General features: G+C 34.2%; 20 protein-coding genes. All 20 read left to right on the top strand.

All coding sequences use genetic code 11. The annotated features are described in order from the left end of the window. The first annotated feature begins 31 nt into the window (after positions 1-31). Positions 32-508, top strand: coding sequence for a hypothetical protein (locus tag ACOMCU_RS03395; RefSeq protein WP_010858765.1), 477 nt, complete (start codon positions 32-34; stop codon positions 506-508). 367 nt (positions 509-875) lie between these two features. Then, a complete protein-coding gene (locus ACOMCU_RS03390; protein WP_421049457.1) occupies positions 876-1418 on the top strand; it encodes a hypothetical protein in 543 nt (180 codons plus the stop codon). Beyond that, positions 1415-2185 carry a hypothetical protein gene (locus tag ACOMCU_RS03385; protein ID WP_010858763.1) on the top strand — a complete coding sequence of 257 codons (771 nt, stop codon included), beginning with the start codon at positions 1415-1417 and terminating at the stop codon, positions 2183-2185. Before ACOMCU_RS03390 ends, ACOMCU_RS03385 begins: the two co-directional genes overlap by 4 nt. 22 nt (positions 2186-2207) lie before the next feature. After that, entirely contained in the window at positions 2208-3206 is a 999-nt protein-coding gene (locus tag ACOMCU_RS03380) for a hypothetical protein (RefSeq protein WP_010858762.1), read from the top strand. 67 nt (positions 3207-3273) lie between these two features. After that, entirely contained in the window at positions 3274-3795 is a 522-nt protein-coding gene (locus ACOMCU_RS03375; RefSeq protein ID WP_010858761.1) for a hypothetical protein, read from the top strand. A gap of 157 nt (positions 3796-3952) precedes the next feature. Beyond that, entirely contained in the window at positions 3953-9991 is a 6039-nt protein-coding gene (locus ACOMCU_RS03370; protein WP_421049456.1) for a peptidoglycan DD-metalloendopeptidase family protein, read from the top strand. Then, complete coding sequence (locus tag ACOMCU_RS03365) at positions 9991-10602, top strand: distal tail protein Dit (RefSeq protein ID WP_010858759.1); 612 nt, start codon at positions 9991-9993, stop codon at positions 10600-10602. The genes ACOMCU_RS03370 and ACOMCU_RS03365 overlap by 1 nt, the downstream gene beginning before the upstream one ends. After that, the gene (locus ACOMCU_RS03360) at positions 10556-11245 is read left to right on the top strand and encodes a hypothetical protein (protein ID WP_155242385.1); all 690 of its coding nucleotides are present in this window, start codon (positions 10556-10558) and stop codon (positions 11243-11245) included. The genes ACOMCU_RS03365 and ACOMCU_RS03360 overlap by 47 nt, the downstream gene beginning before the upstream one ends. A 10-nt stretch (positions 11246-11255) precedes the next feature. Further along, the gene (locus ACOMCU_RS03355; protein WP_421049455.1) at positions 11256-11897 is read left to right on the top strand and encodes a hypothetical protein; all 642 of its coding nucleotides are present in this window, start codon (positions 11256-11258) and stop codon (positions 11895-11897) included. A 24-nt stretch (positions 11898-11921) separates the two neighbouring features. After that, the gene (locus ACOMCU_RS03350; protein ID WP_421049454.1) at positions 11922-15716 is read left to right on the top strand and encodes a phage tail spike protein; all 3795 of its coding nucleotides are present in this window, start codon (positions 11922-11924) and stop codon (positions 15714-15716) included. 12 nt (positions 15717-15728) lie between these two features. Next, on the top strand, positions 15729-16214 hold the full coding sequence (locus ACOMCU_RS03345) for a PAAR domain-containing protein (protein ID WP_421049453.1): 486 nt from the start codon (positions 15729-15731) through the stop codon (positions 16212-16214). A gap of 27 nt (positions 16215-16241) precedes the next feature. Then, positions 16242-17408 carry a hypothetical protein gene (locus ACOMCU_RS03340; RefSeq protein ID WP_010858754.1) on the top strand — a complete coding sequence of 389 codons (1167 nt, stop codon included), beginning with the start codon at positions 16242-16244 and terminating at the stop codon, positions 17406-17408. Between the two features lie 56 nt (positions 17409-17464). Further along, a complete protein-coding gene (locus ACOMCU_RS03335; protein ID WP_010858753.1) occupies positions 17465-18208 on the top strand; it encodes a hypothetical protein in 744 nt (247 codons plus the stop codon). Between the two features lie 101 nt (positions 18209-18309). Next, the gene (locus ACOMCU_RS03330) at positions 18310-18906 is read left to right on the top strand and encodes a hypothetical protein (protein ID WP_010858752.1); all 597 of its coding nucleotides are present in this window, start codon (positions 18310-18312) and stop codon (positions 18904-18906) included. 23 nt (positions 18907-18929) lie between these two features. Further along, a complete protein-coding gene (locus ACOMCU_RS03325) occupies positions 18930-19259 on the top strand; it encodes a hypothetical protein (RefSeq protein ID WP_010858751.1) in 330 nt (109 codons plus the stop codon). A gap of 36 nt (positions 19260-19295) precedes the next feature. Continuing rightward, the gene (locus ACOMCU_RS03320; protein ID WP_010858750.1) at positions 19296-20360 is read left to right on the top strand and encodes a hypothetical protein; all 1065 of its coding nucleotides are present in this window, start codon (positions 19296-19298) and stop codon (positions 20358-20360) included. Between the two features lie 23 nt (positions 20361-20383). Continuing rightward, entirely contained in the window at positions 20384-21592 is a 1209-nt protein-coding gene (locus tag ACOMCU_RS03315) for a discoidin domain-containing protein (protein WP_421049452.1), read from the top strand. Further along, on the top strand, positions 21593-22729 hold the full coding sequence (locus ACOMCU_RS03310; RefSeq protein WP_010858748.1) for a discoidin domain-containing protein: 1137 nt from the start codon (positions 21593-21595) through the stop codon (positions 22727-22729). A 49-nt stretch (positions 22730-22778) separates the two neighbouring features. After that, positions 22779-23963 (top strand): discoidin domain-containing protein, encoded by a 1185-nt coding sequence (locus ACOMCU_RS03305; protein WP_421049451.1) that lies wholly within the window; start codon positions 22779-22781, stop codon positions 23961-23963. A 1-nt stretch (position 23964) separates the two neighbouring features. Beyond that, positions 23965-24900: a LamG domain-containing protein gene (locus ACOMCU_RS03300; protein WP_010858746.1), complete on the top strand. Its 936-nt coding sequence runs from the start codon at positions 23965-23967 to the stop codon at positions 24898-24900. The last annotated feature ends 14 nt before the right edge of the window (positions 24901-24914 follow it).

The following is a 24914-nucleotide window of genomic DNA, read 5'->3' as shown; positions in this document are numbered from 1 at the left end:
AGTCAACCTAATAAGTAGAAGGAGCAATAATATGAAACTACAATTACCTCACAGAATGGTAGAATTGAAGTTAGACCTCCCAATAGAGGAAAGAGTTCAATATATAAGCTTTATGCTAGAAAATGAAAAAATTGTTTATCAAGGTGAAGAGATAACTTTAGAATTATATTTCAGTATAACCTCACATGCATACAATACGATTATTTTATTAGATATGATAGGTTATTACATTACAAAAGGTTATTTTACTAAAGCCGAATTGTTATTAGAAGAAGAGAATTTAAAATTTATTAAGGAAACTAAAAAACGTAATAACAGACGTAGAGAAATTACAAAATTACTTAGAAATCAAAGTGCACAGCATCAATTGCAAGATAACTATGTTTTATCTCATCATAAACAAAAAGAAATCAAAAAAGGGTCAATCAGACATAACACATTTTCAAATACTTCTTATCTAGAAGCGATCACCTTCGGAATTGAAGAAGTTGAAGAAGATCACGGTTAATAAATGAATTAATTTAAAATACATAATTTAAATGAAATTTTCTAATGTATCTATGTGAAGGCATGGATACATCATGAAGGTTTCATGTACTTCAAAAGAGGTTTATAAAGAGTATACATAAAATGAGAACAGGCTGGGACTTAATCGTAAATTGCTAAATGCCTGACTCTCAAATCAAAATTATAGTAGGTGATGACCATTGGATGTATAAAAGTGAAACTCAATCAGTAGCCCCCACTGATTGTTAGTTGAAGCAATCGTAATTAAAGATGAATTAATGTAAAAAATATTATAATAACCTCTTTTAAATCATGAAAGCAAAACCTTCAAAAATGCAGCCTTCTTTAGGAAGTGAGGACAAAGGAGAATGAGAATTGTAAATAAATTAGCGCAGTTTTATAAATCATTAAAAGAAGATGAGAAATTACTTCGATTACTGTATTACTTGCCAAAAGATTCATTAGATAATCCCCTGGATGAGTCGAAAATGGACATTTCTCAGTTACCTGAAAAAGACATTATTATGAACAACATATTGGTGATTGGGGATAAAACAAGCGATTTAAAAATGGATACCCATTTTTCTCGCATTTGTTTATATACTGGTCCACGAGCGCCTCAAAAGCATTATCTTAAAAACACAAATCAATTTACTGATAATCCTTATTCTAGCACGCAACAATATTTCTTTGATATCTATACACCGGTCGCTATCAATAATATAGATTTTCGACTCGATTGGCTAGGTGAAATGTTAAATGAAGTCCTTTTTCAAGAGGATATTGAAGAATTTGGAGATTTGAGATTTCACAGTGGTATTCCCCTTTTAAATACACCTGAAGGCTTTATCGGATATCGCTGGATTTATGTTGTTCCTTCCGGTCAAGGACCAAAGAGCTTTAAATCATGAGTATTTCAACAAAAAAAGCATTTGGCAAATCCACTCTCTATAAAGGATTGAATATTTATCCTGTTCGCATGATGGATGCAGATGAATTTTATGATTACGTGCAATGCTTATTATTGCCTAAAAGTGATTTTCAAGAACCAGAAGTAATTAGAATGTCTTATTTCATGTTTTTGCTTGCCCTCTCTCAAAACAAAGATGGCCCTGATTTATTAGCAAAATTAATTGCTTTATATCGTTTGATTTTCAAAACGGAAGACATTCAATTCACAATCAATGAAAAAGGTATGGCATTTATAATTGTCGACGGTATTTCATTGCATGAACGTGATTTCGATAAAATTAAAACTATCATCAGTGAGCAAAACCTCATCGATTTAGACGATGAATTTATCGATCCAGGCACTAAAAAGGCCATTCAAGAAGCACGAGCATTTATGGCAAAAAGAAAAACGAAACAGGCAGATTTAGAACAGCAAATAGTCGCTTATCATTGCAAATCGGGTCTCCCCTACCATGAAATAGAAAATCTAACCCTCTATCAATTTCATAAAGGTTTAATTCGTATGGATTATATGGTCAGCAGTGATGCCATTCTGAATGCACGTTACTCTGGAATGGTTGAATTTAAAAATGATCAAGATCTTCCCCATTGGCTAGGCCATATTGACGAGCCGAAGAAAAATGAGGATGTCATTATGACAAAGTCAGCATTTGACAAACAAATGAAACAGCTAGGACTTGATTCTAGTTCAAATAAAAAACAATAACTTAAAAGGATGGTAATTTATTATGACACAACAAAATCAATTTTTAACTTCAGTAGCAAATGTACGTTTATTTGATCGTTTAACGGATGAATTAATTCTTAACGGTAAAACTTTATTGAATTCATCTATGACACAAGCAATCCAAACACAGGCTATTCATGCAGGTAAAGGCTCGAAAAAAGTATACGAACTTAACTACCAAAAAGAATTAACATTCTCAATTGAAGATGCTGCATTCGATACAGCTTATATTGCCTTACAAAATGGTACAGAAATCAATCACCAATTAGCCGAATTCTATACGGATGAAATCATTTTACTTGATGCGAGTGGTAAAGGAACATTAGCTGACACGCCTATTGGCAAAGTGCATGTAGAACAAGTTAATGGTACATTCTCTCAATACGCTCCTACTGGCAAAGAGATTTCTGTTCCAGCATTAGCTGGTAAAGAAGTCCAAGTTGTCTATGCTGTTCAGGAAATGATGGATACAATTGAAATCTCTGCTGATTCATTCCCGAAAGCCGTACGTATGGAATTAAATGTAGATATTCGCTCTAATAACGGAAAAACAGGCGAAGTAATTATCGAGGTGCCTAACTTTAAACCAAATGGCGCAGTAGAAATTTCTATGACACATGAAGGTGTAGCTTCTTCTTCTCTTGCAGGTAGCTCACTAGCCGACAAAAAAGGAAACTATGCCTACATTAAACTTCGTAATCTTGCAGATGAAAAAGTACAAGTTACAGCATTAGCTTCAAATCCTTCTCGTCTAGTTCTTGATTCTGCTGTCGCAGGAGATGCTCAACGCATCGCAGTACTAGGTATCCGAGGCGCAGGTTACAGTAATGTACTTTTACAAAATAGTGATCTAACTTGGACATCCAAGAACCCAACAATCGCAAGTGTTGATGCAAATGGTGTCATTACTTTAGGTGCCTCTGCCGCTGCCAATGATCAAACAATTATTGAAGTAACTGACGGTACATACCTTGAAACAATCGTTGTTGATGTAATTTAAGCGAATTAATTTAAAATGGGTAGAGAGTCATTCTCTACCCTCTTTAATATAAAGAAGGAGTCTAAAAATGGCTAAACGTGAAACGAAACTAACATTAGCAGATATTCAACAAAATGCGGATGAGCTCAATAAAAAACAAAAATTTCACATTGATAAAGACCAGGGTAAATTCATTTATTACTATCCTAAATTCAGTAAACGTAAAGTAACGATATTAATAAATGACTTAGCAAGTACCATTGACTATGTGCAGCAAAATAACCTAGATTTCTTTAAGAATGACCATGAATTACAACACTATGTCCTCTTTTTAGTGATCAAGCATTTTACTGATTTAAAAACTGAACTTAAAGATAAACCAATTGAAAGTCATTTTGCTACTATGAATAATCTAGTAGAGATTGGTTGGTACGACCTATTCTTAACGGAAATGTTTACGATGCAGGAAATCTCAAAAGTGCTAGAAGAAATTAGTAAACGACTCAATTTAAGTATGCAGTTTTTAGAACTCGAAAAAGAGCTAATCAATAAAATCGAGTCTACTGACAAAGACAAACTAATAAAAGAGCCTTCACTTAGCAATCGTTAAAATTTTGAACTACTCCCCTACCTTTTTAGGTGGGTACTTGAACATTTTAGGATATTCAACCATATTCGAAAAAAATAAAACGATAAACAGATGATTACAGCTACTGTTAAAGTTGCTGTTTTTTTATGTTTATCTATAAATCAGGAGGGAAAATCGATTGAGTATTGGTGGTGGACAAACTAAAAAACCAATGGACTTATTAGTCGCTCTAGGAGTCAATGACGCGGTTTCAAGAAAAAATATACATACATATATAAAGAGATTAAAAAATATAAACGCTCTAACGATAAACTTAGATGTAAAAGGTCACAATACGCAACTATTCCTTGAATACGAAAAACAAATTAATGCACTACAACAACATTTAGACGCGTTAAACCAAAAATTACAGGATGTTGGAACTGGATCATCTCCTACCCTTTCACTATTCGATGAATTCAAACAGCAAGTGACCACTTCAGTAAAATCGATAGACCAGCTAAATGAAGCCATCGGTGATGCAAATCTAAATGTAAAATCATTTTACAAGCGTTTAGCAAGCATTCCTAGCGGCGATTTACAATCACTAGAGCAGCTATTGACACAACTGAAAACTGAAATAGAAACAATCAATTTTAACCAATTTAAACTAAATGGCATTCAAGAAACACAACAAAACCTGCAAGCGCTCGAAGCAAATTTATATAACATTTATGAGTTAAATAAAGCCTACGCAAACAACACCAATTTCGAACAATTAACCTACCAAATTTCAGATTTAAATACTCAAATCAATAATATTCAATTTGGTGAAGGTATACAAATTGCAGGCATCTCTGAAATCCCAAGCCAACTAGAAAGCATTAATCAAGCTATTGTGGAGTTTGGCAAGAATACTAAAGAAGCCTCACAAAGTTCAACGTCTCTTATAGATGACTTAGTGAGCGTGTATGAGGTATCAAAAACAGCAAAGGATGCATATGGAGAGATTACTGGAGCTGGAACAAGTATAGCAGCTATTGGGAAAGGTCTGCTTTCAACGATTGGACCTGGCTTAGCTCTAGCAGGTATCGATTTCGTGCTTGGAAAAATAATTGAAAGCAGTGAGAAAGCAAAACAAAAAACAGCAGAATTAGCGGCTGAACAAATGAATATTTTGGATACTTTTACTTCAAATGCTACAGAAATTAATACATTATCCACTAGATACGCTGAATTAGAAAATGCTATGTCATTAGGAAATACAGATTTGTCTGTACTTGCCGAATATCGTGAAATTTCTAATCAACTTGGAGAAATTTTACCTCATATCGTTACAGGTGAAGACGAATTTGGGAATAAAATCATTGGTTCATCGGAAGCATTAAAGATAAAAATAGGTCTATTGAAAGAACAACAGGCAATTGAAGCACAACTAGCTGGGCAAGTAGCCCAGGAAGATCGTAATGAAGATATTCAAGTACGAAAAAAGACTATTTCCGAACTAGAAAATCGAAAAGTTGAAATAGCTAAAAGCTTACAAGATAATGCACAACGTTCATTTGTTTCGGACGACAATATCAATTTTTTGGAAAATGGAAAATCTGCCCTAAAATCAGTTGAAGATTATGAAAACAAAATAAAAGAATTAAATAATCTTGAGTCTAAAGCGAAAAAAGAAGTTAAAAAAGAAGATAAAAAAGAATATAAAAAAGAATATAAAAAAGAATATAAAAAAGATTATAAAAACCCCTTTGAAGATTATTATAAGAATATAAGTATCGCTATTCAACATCATATGGATGAAATTATTGAGATCGATTCTAAACTGGAACAGCAAGTCTTAGGACAAAAATCCGACTATATCTCTAATATAGCTCATATAATAGAACAAAATAAGGCATTAACTGATAGTGTCAAAAATAATGCTGAAGGTTTTGCTGCACAATTAATCGACGTAACAGATGCAAGTGATTTAGATACTTTACAAGAATCGTTAACATCTTTATTTTCAAATGAAAACGCCAATACATTAATAAATGATATGGTGAGTTCTTTCCAAAACATGGAGAATGCTACATCTGACACTTTTGACTCAATGGCTAATGAAACTAAAGATAAAATATCAAACATGACTGCTGAACTGTCAAAGCTAGGATTAAGCGAAGATGAAGTAAGTAGCATAATGAAATCATTAAATCAACAATTCGAAGATACTACTAAAACTCAAAAAGAATTATCCCTTGAAATGAAGGTTCACAATTCAACATATGCTGAAGCAAAAGCAAGAGTTTTTGACTACAAGGGTGAAGTAGAAAAACTTACTACTACGTCCGAAAAACTCGCCAGAGTATCACAAAATAAAGTGAATGAAACTTCTGATTTAGTATTCCAATATGAGATGTTGACTAATCAATTAAAAGGACATACTGAAGAAGAAATTCGCAATCTTAGTCAAAAAGGTAATTTAACGGCTGAAGAACAAAGACTTGTAGATACATTACAAGCTCGTGATTTAATCATGAGTAGTTTGAATACACTCTACCCTTTTCTTTTTGATCAAGACGGTAAAGCAATAAAATTAAGTGAAGAAAAAATAAAAGCCATACAGGCTGAAAACCTAGTAAACGAGACACTAATAAATGCCTATAAATTAGCTCGCGAAGGAAAATTAACTAATGAACAACAAACGACACTCGATTTGGCTTCAGAAGTTCAAAAAAGAATTAAAATCATCGAAGGTGAAATACAGGCAATAATCCTATTACAAAGCGTTAAAATGACAAACAAAGGGTTTCTCGATGGTATTGAAGATGGAAGTATAAAGCCTCAGGCGCATTCTTTTGTGATCCCACCAGAGGCAGAAATAGCTTTAAAAACAACAGAATTGAATAAATGGCGTGAACAGTTAAGCTCAATTACAAATAGTTTAGATAAATCTATTTCATCTACAAAAAATTCTACAAAGACATCAAAGTCTTCCAATAAAACAACCAAAGATTCCATCTATATTACAGACAAATACAAACAAACCCTAGAGGACTTAAATCTTGAGATTGAAAAACAAGTTAAAGTCCAATCTTCCCTACCAAAGCATTCCGAAGCGTATCGAAAATCACTTCAAGCACAAATAGAACTTGAAAAGAGAAAGCTTTCTTTAATTGAGGGTCAAGAAAAATCAATAAAATCTCAAATTGCTGCAAGGAAGATTAATAAAACAGGGACAGTTTCAAATACCTCCTCCGCAACAACATCTGCTCAAAAGTTAAGTGGCTGGTCAGGTAAAATTTCCAGTAATTACGGCAACAGAGTTTTAAATGGTAAAGCAGACAATCATCGTGGGATTGATATCGCTATGCCACAAGGTACGCGATTAGATGCAAATATTAGTGGTAAAGTAATCGCTAGCGGAAAAGCAGGTAAAGATGATAACGACTATCATTCATCTTACGGTAATATCGTCGTTATACAAGATGCTAATAATCTAAAACATATTTACGCCCACCTTGAACAAAGTATTGCTAAAATAGGAACTACTATAGAAGCGGGACAACAAATTGGTACAATTGGCTCAACAGGAAATAGTACAGGTTCCCATCTACATTATGAAATTAATAAAAATAGGAACACACCGATTAATCCTACCGAATACCTGAACAATGCAAAATCAGGAGTTATTAGCTCAAGCAGTACGACTGCTGTAGAAACAACGCAACAAGCAATCGACCAAGCAAAATCCGAGTTGCTCAAAATACAAAGTGACATTCTTAATCAAAAAGAGCTAATTGCTAAAATTGAAAAAGACATTATAGACTCTCAGTTATCTCAATTTGATTGGAAGCGAGGAAATATACAATCTAATTTGGATTATGAGGATTCCAAGCTAAAATTGGTTGATAAAAGTTCGAGTCGATATACGAAAACAATCGATCTACAAACGAAATATTTAGAGCAAAAACAAACCGTAAATAATCAGGAACTCGTCTATTTAGAAGGATTAATTAAAAATGGCTCTCTTTCTGCAATCACGCTAGATGAAATGAAAAGTAGATTATTGGAATTGAAAACCGAAATGTTAGACACCAATAATGCCATTTCACAATTGGCTTTGAACAAACTCGATACGTTTGACTATCAACGCAGCATGCCAGAATCACAGCTAGAATATGAAAATGCTAAAATAAAAGAATTAGATACCAATTCTGCTAGATATGCCAAGACATTGCAACTGATGACCATTTACATGAATCAAAAACAAAAAGTTAATCGAAGCGAGTTACAATATTTACAACAGCAGATTGCAGGTGGCAAGCATTCAGGCGAAGTTTTAGAGCAGCTTAAAGAGCGATATGCACAGCTTACAACTGAAATAAAATTGCTAGATATTGAAATTCGAGAAAAGAATTACGAAATATTGATTAATATTAAGACTCAATATGATGAGAAAAATGATAATATTGAGTTTTCAATCGAGCGAAGTAAAATTATCCAGTCCATGTTTGATGAAGTCTCCGATGAATATATTCGTGAAAGTAAATTCCAAAAAGAACAGCAAAAAAATTTAATAGAAAGTATTAAAAACCAAATAAACACCACCAAAAATAATATATTACAACTCAGTTTGCTTCCTGAGGATTTAAAAAAAGCAGAGGCAGACCTTAAAGCTTTGGATCTTAAAAGGGCTCGTTTAACAGCGGAACTTGCAGCAGACGAAAAGAAAAAACAAGAAGAATTAGCAAATAAATTAATTGATGCCTATAAAGAATACATACAAGAAAAACGGGATGCACATATAAAAAGTATCGATGACGAGATACAGCGGGAAAATGACCGTCACGACACTGTCATGGACAATTATAAAGATGAAATGGATTTATTTAGAAAAAATATCCAAGATAAATTGAAACTAATTGACCAGCAAGAATCCCAGCGTGATTATGATCAGGATATTGCTAAACTTGAAAAAGAGCGCAATGATATCCAAGGACAATACAATTTATTGCTGCTAGATAATTCTCACGAGGCTAAATCTAAACGAAAAAATTTACAAGAGCAACTTGCTCAAATTGACGAGGAAATTTCAGAGAAACGCCATGACCGTGAAATAGAATTACGGAAAGAATCATTAAATGAGCAATTAGAAGCAAAAGAAACTGAAATGAGTCAAAAGGAAGAGCTAGAGAACGAATATCATGAAAAAGAATTAAACTTAATAGATGAGAAAAAGAAATATTGGGAACAGTTCTATACTGATAGACTAAATGATGAACGTAAATTCGAAGAAATTAGAAAGAAAATTCGCGATGGAGAATTCACTTCATTAAAACAGGAATTTGGCGATTTTAAAAATTGGTTAACCGAAAGCATGCCCGATTTAGAGAAAACACTAACTGGAACATTCGATAAAGTTGGAACCTCTATCAGACAAAATATTATTGAGGAATTAGAAAAAGCATTAGATTTAATGAATCAGGTTGAGAAATCATCACAAATAGAAAATGGTGAGTATGGTTCTTCGGATGATATTAGCAATAATAAAAACAAATCTTCACTGATTGAAGGTGATATGCAAGTACTGTTAGGGAAGTTTATGACCGATGTTCTTGCTGAAGAAGAACCAAACTCTGTACGTAAAGCAAGTATTAGAGAAAAGGCTCACAATCTGGCCCAAGAAGGCAGAAAAAATAATTCTGAGATCCCCACAGATATCGATTTTAATAATTACATAAATAAACTATCTGAAGAAGATCTACTTAAATTAAGTAACTATTTTATGGAGCAAGCGAAGCAAGTAGTAATAACTCCCCAACTTCAGGATCTTATCATAGATAAAGCAAATGCCTTAAGAATAGCCGGGACTCAATACAATTTTAATAACTCTGCTTCGGCCTTACAAGGAGGAATGACGAATTTTTCTAGCAATGGTATTGACGGTTTAGGTGGGAAAGCGATGATTGTCCATCCAAATGAATTAATTCATTCCCCTATCGACACAAAAAACTTACTTTCAATGGCGAATATAATGGATAGAGCTAGCGTATTCTTCCGACCAATATTAGATAGAATGCCGCAATTTAGCAATACCTTCCGTACAGTTCAAGCCGCTTCTGCTGCAACATACGGAGACATCAACATCGAATTTAACATCGATAAAATGAATGGCGATATGAATGATCTCAATAAATTTAGCAAAATGATTAACGATGACTTATTACGTAAGAAGGGGATGAGAAATTAGTGTTAGAATCTATTCATTTTATGTATGATAATATCTCATCAAAAGATATGGGCGTTACGATAGGATGGTCTTCAGGTAATTTATTTGAAGAAAATTTTTTACCAACACGGCGAATTATCGAAAAGAAAATCGCTAATAATGAAACACCTTACTTTCAGAGAGTGGAACATGAACCACTCTCTTTTAAATTGTCTTTTTATCTAGATGATTGGGTAAATGAAAGTGATTTAAGAAAAATTGCACGTTGGCTCCTCCAACCCTATTATAAACCACTAGTGTTTGATCATAATCCTAATAGAGTCATGTATGCACTTGTAGAAGGTGATTCAACACTCATACATAATGGGCTCAAACAAGGTTATGTAGAATTAAAGATTCGATGTGACTCACCTTATACCTATTCGCATGAACATATACTAGATAAGATAGAGTTTCGAGAATCGAATAAAAGTTACTTATTAAAGGATGATATCACTACATTTGCGGAAGGAGAATGTCATAATATGAAAATTACTTCAAATGGGTTAACAATTGATGCAATGAATAACACATGGGGCATATTGTATGCCAACACTACGAATTGGGGTGACAATTGCAATGGAAACTACTGATAAACTAGGCTTAAAAATTGTAACAGAGACCACATTTGAGCAGGATGATATCAAGGAAACCATTGTTAACTATGGTGAAAACTTTAGTAAACTTGAAAAATACTTAAAATCGTCTGCTCAATCTATTGAAGAATTACATGATAACACGTTTTATCCGATTGGTTATATTGTATGGAACAAAACACCCGCTATTAGCGGCCATATAGGTTGGGTTGCCACGAGAGAAGGCACCCATGCTAAAACCTGGAAACCTAACAAGAATTATGTCGTAGGAGATTTAATAAAGGCTGTGCCTGATAATGTTGGTTTATATGAGTGTGTTGTGGATGGCAAAAGTTCAACTAGCTCCCCTACCTTCCTTACAGGGTTACATCAAGAGTTTTATGATGTTAATGGTAGTAATTGGCGCAAGGACTATAACTATGAAGTCGGGGATATTGTTTATCCTACTAATGGTAGCAAACAATACTACTACATTTGTGAAACAGCAGGATTATCTTCAGTAAATGAACCCGTATGGTCTTCTATTCAAAATGACACTGCCTCCATTGATGGCTCTGTCGTTTGGCGAAAAGCGAAGACCATTAAATGGAAACGTATTGGAAACAGCTGTGAATTTAGGCCATTTGGTAAAATAGAATAGAGGTGCTTACATGACAAATTGGGGTTCCATTTCAACGGTAAAAGGCTCGTATATCTCCAACATACATTCTATTTCTACTAATGCACAAAAATATTTGACATCGATTGCCGCTACTACCGTAAATGTATATGCTAAGCAAGTCGAATTTTATTATTCAGTATCCTACGATACGCTTAAGTGGACAGCATGGCAGCCAATAAATTTCAATGATACTGGTCTTTTAGATCAATACAGCCTCAAAGGAATGTCCTTTAGATATAAAATCGTCATGAGTGCTACTAAAGAGCATGAAAAACCTTATATCCAAACATTCTCTATTAGTTTTGATCCATGTGCTGTTTTAGAAAACTTAGGTGATTTTACGGTAAAACCTAAAGTATGGATTAGAAAAAAGAACGGCAATGGAAACGTAGAAATAACGAATACTATGACAAATCAAAAGATGCAATTACATAATTTAATTGATAACGAAGAAGTTTTTATTCATTGTCAGAAAGAAGAAATAGTATCAGATCGACAATATTTAGGCGTCTATCGCTATGATGACCACAATGACGAATTTTTGGAACTAACGATTGGGAAAAACTACATTCAAGCAGATGGAGATTTCGATATGCATGTTAGATACCAACATGTATTTATTCAACAATAAATTTCAGCGAAAGGGGGTGATAAAGTGAAATTAGGTGACATTAATTATGATTTAAAAGCTGCACAACCGAGAATTTTCCTCTGTAGACCCGATAAAAAAACAATCGCACTTCTTAGTGAAGCTTATGATATTAGCTATAATACGAAGTTAAATGTATTAAATGAATTATCTTTCAAAATACCGACAGTTATTTTGCAAGATGGTGTTCCCACGGACAATCCGAATATCCAAACGATTAAAAATCGATATTTATTTAAACTGAAGTTCGGTCCTGTAACGGAATACTTCTTATTGAATGAATCCACCAAATCGTATAGCGATGATGAGTATATTCAGTATTCCGCCCTATCGCTGGGTGTACAACTGAGCGACAAAAATATTAGAGATTTTGAAGTAGTCAGTAAAACGCTCGCACAAATTACAAACGAAATATTATCCTCAGCAAATACTAATTGGAAAATTGGTTATGTCGATAGCTTTTTCGAAACCTATCGCAGCTATGAAGTATCCTCAAATAATATTCTAGAAATTATTTATGATTTAGCAAACCTATGGAATGCTCTAATTGTTTGGGACACACTTAAATGTGAAATAAACTACTATAGACCTGATAATATTGGCAACAATAAAGGGTTTTATATCCGTGATGGCAAATATTTAGAAAGCTTTAATTTGTCTACTAACACGATTGATACAATCACTCGATTAAAGGTTTATGGTCAAGATGGACTGACAATACATCGGTTAAACCCCACAGGTCAGGCTTATTTAGAAGATTTTAGATTCTACCTCTACCCCTTTAAACGTGAAAATGGGGTCGTCATTAGCCATTCGGAGTACTTAAGTGATGACTTATGTATTGCATTAGAAAATTATCATGCATTAGTAGAGTCATTAGCAGAAAAATTCACTCACTTAACGAGTTCTATCACTACGCAGAATTCCATTATTCAAACTGAAGAACAGCGTCTTAGCAGTCTACAAACACAAAGAATTATCATAGAAGATGAATTAGATTTATCCAATGCTAACTTTCAATCGAACTCCCCTTCTCACCTGGATATCATTAACCGACTAGAAGCAAAAAGAGCTGAGATTGCCAATCAAGAAGCCTTTATTCGAGACTTAAACTATCAATTAAGCAATTATCAAGATGAGTTAGAACGATTAAGAAGTAAATTACTACGAGAAAATAATTTCTCAAAAGAGCAGTTGGCTGAATTATCCAATTTCGAAATCGATAAAGAATATACAAATGACTCGATTGTCGATGATCAAGATTTGTTAGAAGAAGCACAAGAAATTTTCAAACAATACTTACAACCAAAAATTAAATTAGATATGAATATGATTGATTTTTTAGCAGTCGTGGAATGTCAAAATGATTGGGACAAACTCAATTTAGGTGATATTGTCAGCGTTCGTTATGACAGATTGCAGGTAGATATTAAAGCTAAAATAACGGAAATTACCTATGATTTTGAACGAGAAAGTATTTCAGTTATTATCACCAACGAAATTGATGAAAAAAACACCTGGTTAGAGCAGCTTAGTAAGGCTGGCAATACCTCTACTCTCGTCCAAATGGAAAAATGGAAATGGAATCTTTCCGAAAAAAACAATGGGGCCATTAACGACATCATTAACAATAAATGGGACTCTTTAAAAAATGCCGTAATGGCTGGTTATAATCAGCAAATTGAAATCAATGAGCGCGGCATTACAGTAAAAGATTTAACCGACCCTTTAAGTTGGCTAGTGATACAAAATGGATTTTTAGCTATCACAAACGATAACGGCAACTCATGGAAGCACGCCATTTCGAAGGATGGTATTTTTGGCGAGAGAATTTTCGGTAAAATAATTTCGGGTGTGAATTTAATCATTGAAGACGAATCAGGTGTTTGGCTGACACAAGGCTCACGGACCACTATTTATAATCGTAATGGTGATGAAGTCATGCGGTTAGGGCTTGTATCAGACAATGAAAAAGATAAGGAAGGAAATTTAATTCCTCAAGAAGCTGAATGTTTTGGTCTTGTTTCATGGAATACGATAACAAAAGTAGCGTTGACAACTTGTGAAGGTTTTTCAGTCAGCAAAAAAGACGGCGATGATTGGAAAAAAGTACTATGGGCTAATACAGATGGTACGTTGTATTCTCGAAATATGGTGGCCGAAAATATTAAAATCGTAAATAACCTAGACCAAGTAATTTTAGATGCAGAAAATAATTACTTTGATATTGGCTTATTTGACAAAATTGTGGCAGACGGAAAATTGACTACGCTTGAAAAATTAGAGCTTATTAAAGAATTATATAAAATACATTCAGACTACAAGCTGCTTCTCCAACAAGCGCAAAAGTATATTAGAAGTGAACGAGATAATAAAACAGATGTTGATGGCAAATTTTATACAGATACTCAAACGTTCCGTACTGTCTATTCTATAACTGATAGGTACTCTACAAGTGCTTTAAAAGATGCTTATTTAGCACTCATGAATTATATTTCAAGCTATATTAGGATTCTTAATAATGGCTTTTTAGATGCACAAAATTTAAATATTGATATGACTGACCCACTGACTGAATCCACGAGTCCGATTGAGAATCGTGGTATTTTTGTGCAAAAATTTAAAAATTACTATGATGAAGCTACTCGCCTTCGACAAGCTATTGAAGACTCCTTGTTCTATTCAGGTATTCACATGGGTGCGTATAATAATAATTTAATTATGAATGAGTTTGGTTTTATAGCTGTGCGCAGTGATGGAAAATACCGAGCTTTTCTGAATGCTACTAATGGTCTTGCTCTGCAAAAGTGGGAGAATGATAAATGGGTCAGTAAATTATTTGCTACATTAAATGACGACAAATGGGAAGATGGCACACTGTATGCTGAAGGTTTAGTCACAAAAAACTTACGCATTGTAGATGGCAACTTAGGCGACGCCATTATTCTTGATTGGGAACGTGGCATCACTATCTTTGGTAGAAATGGCGAAGAGATAAGGCTAAACGCAAACGAAGCCATTTCAATTTATGTTAACGGCAATAGAAAATTCTACGTTGACACAGATGGTAGGCTTTATGCCAAAGATATTACGACCCATAATTTAAAAATTGTTGACGGTTTTTTAGGAGAGAAAATAACTTTCGACCACAATAAAGGTATTACGATTAACGGCAATAACGGCGAAGAAATACGCTTAAATGCCAATGAAGGCATCGCCATTGATGTTAAAGGTGAAAAGCGCATTTGGATTGGTAAAGATGGCCTTATCTACGCTAAAAAACTTCTTATAATGGGTAATGATAGTGATGAAATGATAAAAGATGTGGATGGAAGTTATATTTCCGATTTAACGGTCAATAAATTAAAGACACTGAATTCCAACCAACCACAAGACTTTATTCATATTAAGGATAATTTCTTTAAAATTAAAACAAATTATGGCGGTTCTGAAAAAGATAAGCTCACGATCACAGTGAAAGAAACTGGAGATGCTGCTTACCCTCACATGACGTGGGGGGCAGGCGGAGATGCGGGCGCAGGAAACAATGTCGGATACCAATACAAAAAAAGTGATGGCTTCTATTTTGACTATGTGGGCACGGATGGCCAAAAACGAGAAATTGCTCTTAAAAATGGCGATGAATCCATTCTAATGAAAACACCTCACTCCATGAACTTCGATGGCAAAAATATTAATTTCAAAGCTTCCAATGCCATTACTTTAGCGGTAGGAGAAAATAAAATTGTCATCAGCACTTCGGGAGTTAAGGTAAATGGGTCTCGAATCGACCTCAATTAAGGAGGAAGTAACATGCCTGAAGTTTCAGTGAAAGGAAATAAAATTCAATATAGCAATGCAACGGGTCATATCAAGGTAAAAAAACCGAATGAATATACTTGTGAAGCAGGTTATATGAACGGTGAGTATTATTCAGGATTTTGGTCAGGTGGCGTGTGTTACGGTGTTCTAACTCCCCCTTCATCCTCTCACTCATACGATTACATTAGTGCAACGATTGAAGGAGAAATAAACGAAGGAAGTTCGACTGTGTTCGTTAATGGAAAAGAAGTAGTATATTCAGGAGCAAAGACGTCAGAAAAAGACACCTACTCAGTTCCGAGTGGTTGGTCTTATGACAGTGGTTCTCATACAGATGCCACTGGTTCTGTTACTGGAGGAAGTTCGACTGTGTTCGTTAATGGCAAGCCACTAGCCAGAAAAAGCGACAAAGTGACTACTCATGGAGGCTCTACACCTACAATAAGTGAAGGTTCCAGCAACGTATTCTCAGGTTGAAAAAAAATGAAGAAAGAAGGTGAGTAATTGTCATTACCTATTAACTATTTAGAATTTAATAATCCTATCCATATCGTTTGGAGAAAAGGTACGCCCAACGATCCTTTTATCGATAGACTTGATATTGCACGAGTAGTAAATCAACGAGTATTCTTATTAGAAATTCCTGACGAGATGTTTAAAGTACGTATTGCAGGCATGTTTGAGATAAACTACGAGGCCTTTATAAAACACAACCTCGATAAAAATGAATTTTATGTTGACTATACGAACGGCTTTGTTTATGTCCATGAGTCAAAAGAAGCGGAGACCCTTTCCATTATATATAAAGGAAGAGGCCTTATCCTCTACCCTTCTACTCGTATCATTCATTATGATGGAACAACTGCCACTGAATCATTGCATGAAATCATTGAAAAAAGTAAAGCGCAAGTACAAGAATTAATAGATCGAACAGACACTTATGAAGAGTACTTAAAACGTCTTGTCATCGCTATTAACAATTCCAATAACGCCACAGACCAAGCTTTAATTGCAACACAGCAAGCAAAGGTTGCTACAGAATTAGTAAAAGACGCGTATGAAACAACCGTTCTAATTTATCAGCCTTTTGTCAATACATATAACGATATTGCGAAAAAGTTCCCTTACCCTGAAGTTGGATGGACTACGCAAGTTTTTGATACAGGCATCCGCTATAGATGGAACGGAAAAGACTGGATTCCTATCGATGCATTGGGGGGCAACATTCCTCTAGCAAGTGAAATTTTAAACGGATTGATGAGCAAAGAGCATTATATAAAACTTAAAGGTATTACTGAATTTGTTAATGAGAAAACAATTGTATTCATCATTCCAAAAGATATCTTAGAAGGCGTTCAAGACCCTCATGTTATCTTTGATTACGAAGGTGAAATTGTAGAAGTAAAAGCCTCTGTCTCATCAAAAGGCGCTCAACCAACTCCCGTTAAAATTCAAAAATCTGCTAATTTTACGGATTGGCTCGATATCACGGATAACCCAGTTGTGATTGGCGAAAACCACTATCTTGATGATAAAGCACACGCTTTAACAGAACGTAAAGTGAAAAAAGGAGATATTTTCAGATTAACTATCCCCTCTTTTTCTGTCGATGCACAAAACTTATCGGTCAATGTAAAAATAGTGTTAAACGACTCTCTAAATCTTCATTGATTCGGAGAGTTTTTTATTATAAAAAATTAATTTAACTAGAAAGAAGGAATTTTATAATGACAAACGAACCAATCGTATCATGGTATGAAGGAACAAACGAACTGACAAGCAAAGTAAACAACACAGTAAACTATGGTACTGTTGACGCAGATTCAGAATCCCCACATAAAACATTCTATATTTGGAATAATAGAGAGGGTAAATCTGATTGTTCAAAAATGGAGGAAGTGACATTTACAACTCGCGACCGAGAAGGTGGTCCAGGGGATTCAGTTGGTAAAGTTGTTGAAGCTGTACGTGATAACTGGTTCCATGTACGAGTTGACACTTTAAATGAAACTAAATTTACGCCTGTAGGTAAAGGTGGGACTGAAAATCCATTAGGTACTAAAGATTTAGGTACAAATGGTACTACAACTAACAAAAACGCTAAAAATGCTTCTGTGTGGTCAAAAAACACGATTTTAGTTTTAGATACTTATGTACAACCTACAGTAGCAAATGGTTTTATCTATAAAGTAGTTAAAGCTGGTACAACAGATATAACAGAACCCTCATGGGTAAAAGTGGAAGGCAATTTAGTACCTGACAATGACATTGAGTATATGGCAATTAAAATTGATAAAACACCTGCTGCTAAGGAAATATTAGGGTTGGCACATGACACATTAGATGATGGAAGCAATGCCGATTTTGCAGGCGGTAACTTTGTAAAAGTTACTGTCTATGCAGATGTACCAATTACAGCAAGCGCAGGTAAAAACCTATTAGTGCAACGTGTTTCTTACCGTTACGTGTAAGATTATAGACATGTAATAAAACAATCTTTTAACAGGGTATGGGGGCTGTCCCCTACCCTCTTTTTATGAAAAAATAACTCAATACAATGAGGTGAACAGTAATGTTATTTTCAAGTTCAGGTAATTTACAAGCAATCGACATCCCTTTTAACTGGAATGCTGATTATGCAAATGGAAAAAATTACGCTGAGTATGACCTACTTACGCATAAAAAAAATGATTTTTATTTAATTCAGAAAAATCAGGTTGTTCGTTTTGGTTTGTTTGGTCAAGGGATGAAATTCTTCTATGAAAACGCAGATGGTTCATTTAACCTTCATGGCCGCAGAATCGACATTGCCTATGAAGATGAAAACGGCGAAGTTTATCATCTTACAACAAACTTTGAAAACAAAGACCTTATCACATATAAAGAAGCGTACACCGATTATAGTAATACGCAAGGAATACAACGCTCGAATATTAAATCAATTAATTTTGGTTACAAAACAGTTTATCAAAAAAATGATGTTCAACTCTTCTTTCAACCTGTAGTATCTCTCCCCTTCAATGCTAGTGCATTTATTGAAGTCAAGCTCACTTCTAATAAGTCCCTGAATGGTCACTTAATCTTTAAGTCGAGTGGAATCGAGGTAGAACGCTTTGAAGCTCCTTTAGATGCAAACATAACCGGGCTAATTAATTGGACTATTAAATAACTTTATAAGAAAGGAAGTATTTCATGAAAAGATTTTGGCTACAGACCCCTGATAAAAACGAGTTTGAAATAAACACTTCTAATAATAAATTATCACTATACGAATCATCGACAGAAACTAGCTACACACTGGCCCCAGGAAAATACACACTAGAAAAACTTGTAAGTATATTAATTAGCGAAGGCATAACCGCTAGAATTGGTGAGCTTAAAGCTGATAAAAAAGCAACATTTATTGTTCTATTTTTAAAAGATTCATTTACTAACGCAAATGGTAACTTAATAACTTTTTTAGGTGGGATAGAATCTATCGACACGGGAGACAGGAAAGACAGTAGTGTAATTTATATTTAATCAATTTATGAATAATTAAGAAAGGAACATGCTCTTATGACTATTGTAGGCGGTAATTTAGAGAAAAAAGAAATAGGCTTACAAATCGGTGTTTCTGGGACTTACGAAAACACAGAGATCGATAAATCAACAGGCTATCTAAGGCTAGCTCAGGTTGATGTTGATGGTAGCGGAAACCCTATTTATGCAGAAGAAGGTTCTTGGACTTCTGATGTTATTGATTTAGGAGATATTTTTCAAGACTTCGAAAAAATATTCACAACTAATACAAACAACGGAGCAAGCTCATTCGCTATATTAACAAGAGTGTCAAACAATGGTAGAGAATGGTCTGATTGGACTGCAATTGCGGAAGATGGAACAATTCAGTCTGACACTAAGCAGTACATTCAAGTCAGAATTGATTTATTTGCAGGGTTTGTTACAGATGTTTTTATCATCTCTAACTCAGACTTTGAAGTCAATGAATTTGTTGAAGAAAAAGAACTCAAGCAAGGACGTTACATTGTTCCTACATTAACATCTAATACTTCTTCGCAAGAAGGTTTTGCTTTTGCTTCAAGTCAATTTAGCACCAACTATCCTGCTTGGAAAGCTTTTGATAAAGTAGATACAAGTGAGGGCTATGTTGCAATTGGTGGAACAAAAACAGGGTTTTTAGGATTTTGTTTCAAAAATAAAATAACAGTAACGAAATATAAAGTGAGAAGCATGGCAGGTTCATACTTAAATTCTATGCCTAAGAATTGGGTTCTACAAGGAAGCAATGATACTACAGATGGTATTAATGGAACATGGGAAGTTTTAGATACTCAAACTAATCAAACTTGGACTACATTAAATACCGATAAAATATATGCATTATCAAACAAAACTAGGTTTCATGCTTACAGAATCAATTTTTCTGACAATAATGGTCATTCATACACAGGAATTGGAGAACTAGATTTCTATGTAGATGGAACAACGTCATTACAACTTAAACGTGAATATCAACATAATATTACACTTGATTCAACTTGGTCTGATACAGGAAGTTTACACAGAAAGAAAATTACTCGTGATGAATGGGTTAGAATTGATAATATTAATGTTAAATAAAAGTTTAAGAAAGGAGACATTGCATGTTTAAAAATTATACAGAGAATTTAATACCTACTATGACATCTCCAACATCTCCAAGTGGAAAATGCTCAGCTTCTAGTCAAGGCAACTCTCCACACTTAGCATTCGATAGAGCAGATACTAGATGGATTACTGCTGTTGACGTTGGAGGGAAAGCTACTCTCAGCTATGAATTTCCATCTACTACAGTAGTAAACAAGTATTCAGTAAAATATTATGCATCATATGTATATCATTGTATCAAAAGTTGGACGTTTGAAGGAAGTATGGATGGCAATAATTGGACAATATTAGATACTAGGAAGAATATATCAGACTGGATTTTAGCTCAAGATAATATCAAAGAGTTTACCTTTACTAATGCAGATGAGTACTTAATGTATCGTTTAAATATTACAGAAACTATATCTGGAAACTTTGTTACAGTAGGAGAACTAGCAATGTTCAAGCACGTGCCAGATAATAGAACAATGATTTATCACGATGGTAATTATAAAATATTAATTCAGGAAAAACCACTGGTTCCAACAGTTGGGACAATAGTTCCAATCATGACTTCCAATACTGCTCCGTCTGGAGAAGCTAAAGCTAGTAGTGTATTTAATACCAGTTATCAGGCTTTTAGAGCTTTCGATGGGAATAATAATGTAGGGTGGATTACACCTGAACAAACTAAAACTGGATGGATTTCATATGAATTCACAGAGCCTAAGAGGGTTGTAGGTATATCTATGATAAGTAGACAGCCTACCAATAGCATGGGTGAAATGCCTCGGTTGTGGCAAGTTCAGGGTTATGATGGCACTAAATGGGTTACGATATATGATAGAACTATTCCTACAGTGTTTGTGCAAAGTGTCAAGCAAAAGTTCTACTTTGATAATGCAAACAGCTATAAAGCATACCGCCTGAATGTTGCAGAAATTAGTGGGGGTTTGTATGTAGCTATTGGTGAGATAGAGTTCTTTGGAGTAGAAAAAGAAGCTACGGAATCAGGATGGAATACAGTGTCTAATACACTTCCAGTACAACTGCAATTCGCAGATGAAGGCATGGACAACTTAGAAATATTGAATCGTAAGACAGTGAAAATTAAACCTTTACCCATGACAGATATAAGTGATACTATAGAGGGCTATGGCAAGATTTTTAGTGCATCTATAAACTTAAAAAAATATTTTGATATTAAAAGCATTGAGGTGAAATAAATGGATAGTAACACTAAAAAATTATATATGGAAGACTTTTCCCAAACCTTTACAAGTGGCAATAGTGGAGAAGTAGTGTTCGATGGCAATAATAACAATAGATGGAACGCTTCTGGAGTAGATGCACAAGGTAATGTCTATGTTACAGCAGAGTTGAAAATCCCTGCTATACTAAAAAGTTTTGAGATTGGTGGTATAGACTATATATCAGGATTAGCTTCTGGATTGCGAGACTATAAAATATCTGGCTCTCATGATAATGTATCATTCAATGTTATATACACAGGTTCTAAGGCTAATGACAGAAACCCCATAAATATTACAGTTAACAATGATACTATATATAAATATTACAGATTTGACTCTTTGAGTTCTTGGTTCTCTGGAAAGAGATGTTATTTTGGAACCTTAGTATATACGGTGCAAAAACCAGCATATAAGACACTATTTAAAAAGAACAATAGCTATCATTCGCTAGAATTCAATGATATGTGGTATGCAACTAAAATGACATCTAATACATCTCCTGCTCCATTGGTTGTTAGCGCAAGTAGAATTTACAATACTACCTACCCCGCTTGGAAAGCATTCGACAATAACCTCACGACATCTTGGCTCTCACTAGGCAACGCAAATGAATGGCTTGCTATAGACTTAGGAGAAAAGAAACGAATTGATTCTATTAGTATCCAAGGAATATCATCTGCTATTACTAGTTCTTATGCAATTACAGCTAATCCAAAAAATATGAGACTTCAAGGTTCTAATGATAATACTGTTTGGAATGACTTATATGTTGCTACTAACTTATCTTGGACAGTAGAAGAAATAAAAATATTCTCTTTTTCACTTAGAACATATCGGTATGTTAGAATTTTCGTAGAGATTAATAATGGTGCTCCATATATAGGGATTAGCGAAGTTAGAGTAGGATATAGTGGCAATGGTATAGTAGCCTATGAAATACCCTCTCTTTCTAAACAAAACTTCATGAATTACGGTAGTCCGTCATTTTTAAATACGAATCAACCGATGGCAACTAAAAACTATATTCTTCAAGACGCTGTATCAGAGAATGAATCAGGTCTTTGGGAGAAAAAACTAAATAGAAAACCACTCAGCATTGGTTTTAATTAGTGCTGAGTTTTTGCTTGGAAAATAAATTAGGCAAAAGGAATGGTAACTAATGGAAATAATTGGTCAACAACTACTACAACCTGAGAATGGTTGGAGAAGATACGACGACATAGACAGCGCAATTGAATATATAGGAGCTTTCACTCACGAGAATGTTTCTGGTGCGTATAACAGCACCACCTCTTTTAACCCTAAAATATCCACTGCTGGAGAAATCCATTTTTATTTTAAAGGTACTTCATTGAGGATTTTATCACCAAACCATCCTACGATTAGAACTTCACAATTCAGTGTATATATTGATGATGTAGAGTTTAATGGACGATGTAATTTTGGCAATGACTACACTGTATTATCTTTTGAGAAGGTGGATTTAGAAGATAAAATACACAAGGTTGTAATTAAAAATTTCACACTGAACACAGGGATAACATCGACATATGCATCATTTGGACTTGATGCAGTTGATATTAATGACAATGGAGAGTTGAGATTGCCTTATAAGAAGTTAATTACAAAAAACCCAACAACAAATAAACACTATTCTCTGTTAGATAATACTCTAATTCATCTTCCTGACAACACAACTGAAAGCATTATTGAGAATGGGATTGAGCAAGGTAAGTATATTCAATTAGATGTACCCTTCACCAAGATAATCTACGTAAATAATACTCCTTCTCCTAATGGAAAAATATTTACACAGACTATCAATAGAGTAAATTCATTAAATATTAAAGAAGCAAAAGATGATAATTTTAAACCTCTTTATACTTGGTATGAAACTAAGATGACATCTCACAACACTCCTACTCCTTTAATAGCTAGTGCTAGTAGTGAGTTTGATACCACATATACTGCTTGGAAAGCGTTTGATGGAGATTCTACAACAGATAATTATTGGTGTACAACAGCATCTGGAAAATCTAATTGTTGGCTTACATTAGACTTTAATAGCCCACAGACATTTAACGCTGTCAATATTTTTCCTATGACAACTAAAAAAATTACTTATCATCCTAAAGAGTTTAAAATACAGGGTTCCAATGACAATACTGACTTCACAGACTTGGTAGCTGTCAATGAAACGTGGGATACAGAGACAATAAAGACAGTTGATTTTAAAAACACTCAAAAATATAGATATTATAGAATATTTATCATTGAAAATAGTGGAGCTACTTGGACAGGAATAAGAGAGATGAGATTTGGATATAAGAGAGAGGTGAAATAATATGGCAACAATAGAGCAATTAATGGCACAATATGGTTTCGCATGGTTCGGTTTTGATGAAATAAGTGGAAATATTTATGATAAATTAGGTAGGGGATATGTTGGTACTGTTACAGGTGCAACGAGAGCTATGGGTTGGGATGGTAAAGACTCATCGTTAAATTTTAATGGAAGTAGTCAATATGTCGTAACAGACTACACTCCATCTACTTTGGAAGAATTTACAATAAAGATAAAGTTTAAATGTCCAACAAATGGTGGAGGATATTTATTTACAGCAGGGCGTCAATTAGATTCTTCGGCATTAAACATCAATGGTTTTGGAGTAATTATCAATAAAACAGACGGTAATTTAAGAGTCTTATATTGGCTTAACAGTACAAGTGCAATAATTACAAATCAAATTCTAAATTATGATTATAGGGATAATAAATGGCATGAGCTAATATTGACTCAAAAAAGTAATGTGATTCAATTATATATTGATGAAACCTTTATTGGAATATATCGGTCTATTGCAAATATTATCACTCCTAAGAACCCACTGAGACTGGGATACTTAAATGTTAGTGGGTATCAAGAATGGTATTTAGGTCAATTAGATGATTTACAAATCTACAGTAAAGCTCTCACCCCTTCTGACTTCGAACAAAAGCGCTTAGTAGTCAAAACAACAGACAATAAAAACCTTGTTTTATCCCCTACTTCAAATCGTGTAAAAGAGATTCCTAGCACAGTAGAATATAGGATGTTAGCTCAAGGTGGCGTAATAAAAGAGATTGATTCAGCAGTTGATAGACAACCAATTGATTTCACTAAGCCTACAACTGAATATGAGTTTGTGACTAATAACAGAACCCCATTAGGAAAAGGTAGAATGTTTACTATTCCTATTAGTGATGATTTTAAAACAGCAATGATTGAGGACAACTATTAATTTGGTTGTCCTTT

This window comes from Lysinibacillus sp. UGB7, from assembly GCF_049058285.1.
In the GTDB taxonomy this organism is placed as follows: domain Bacteria; phylum Bacillota; class Bacilli; order Bacillales_A; family Planococcaceae; genus Lysinibacillus; species Lysinibacillus sphaericus_B.
This window is presented reverse-complemented; position numbering and strand designations above follow the sequence as displayed.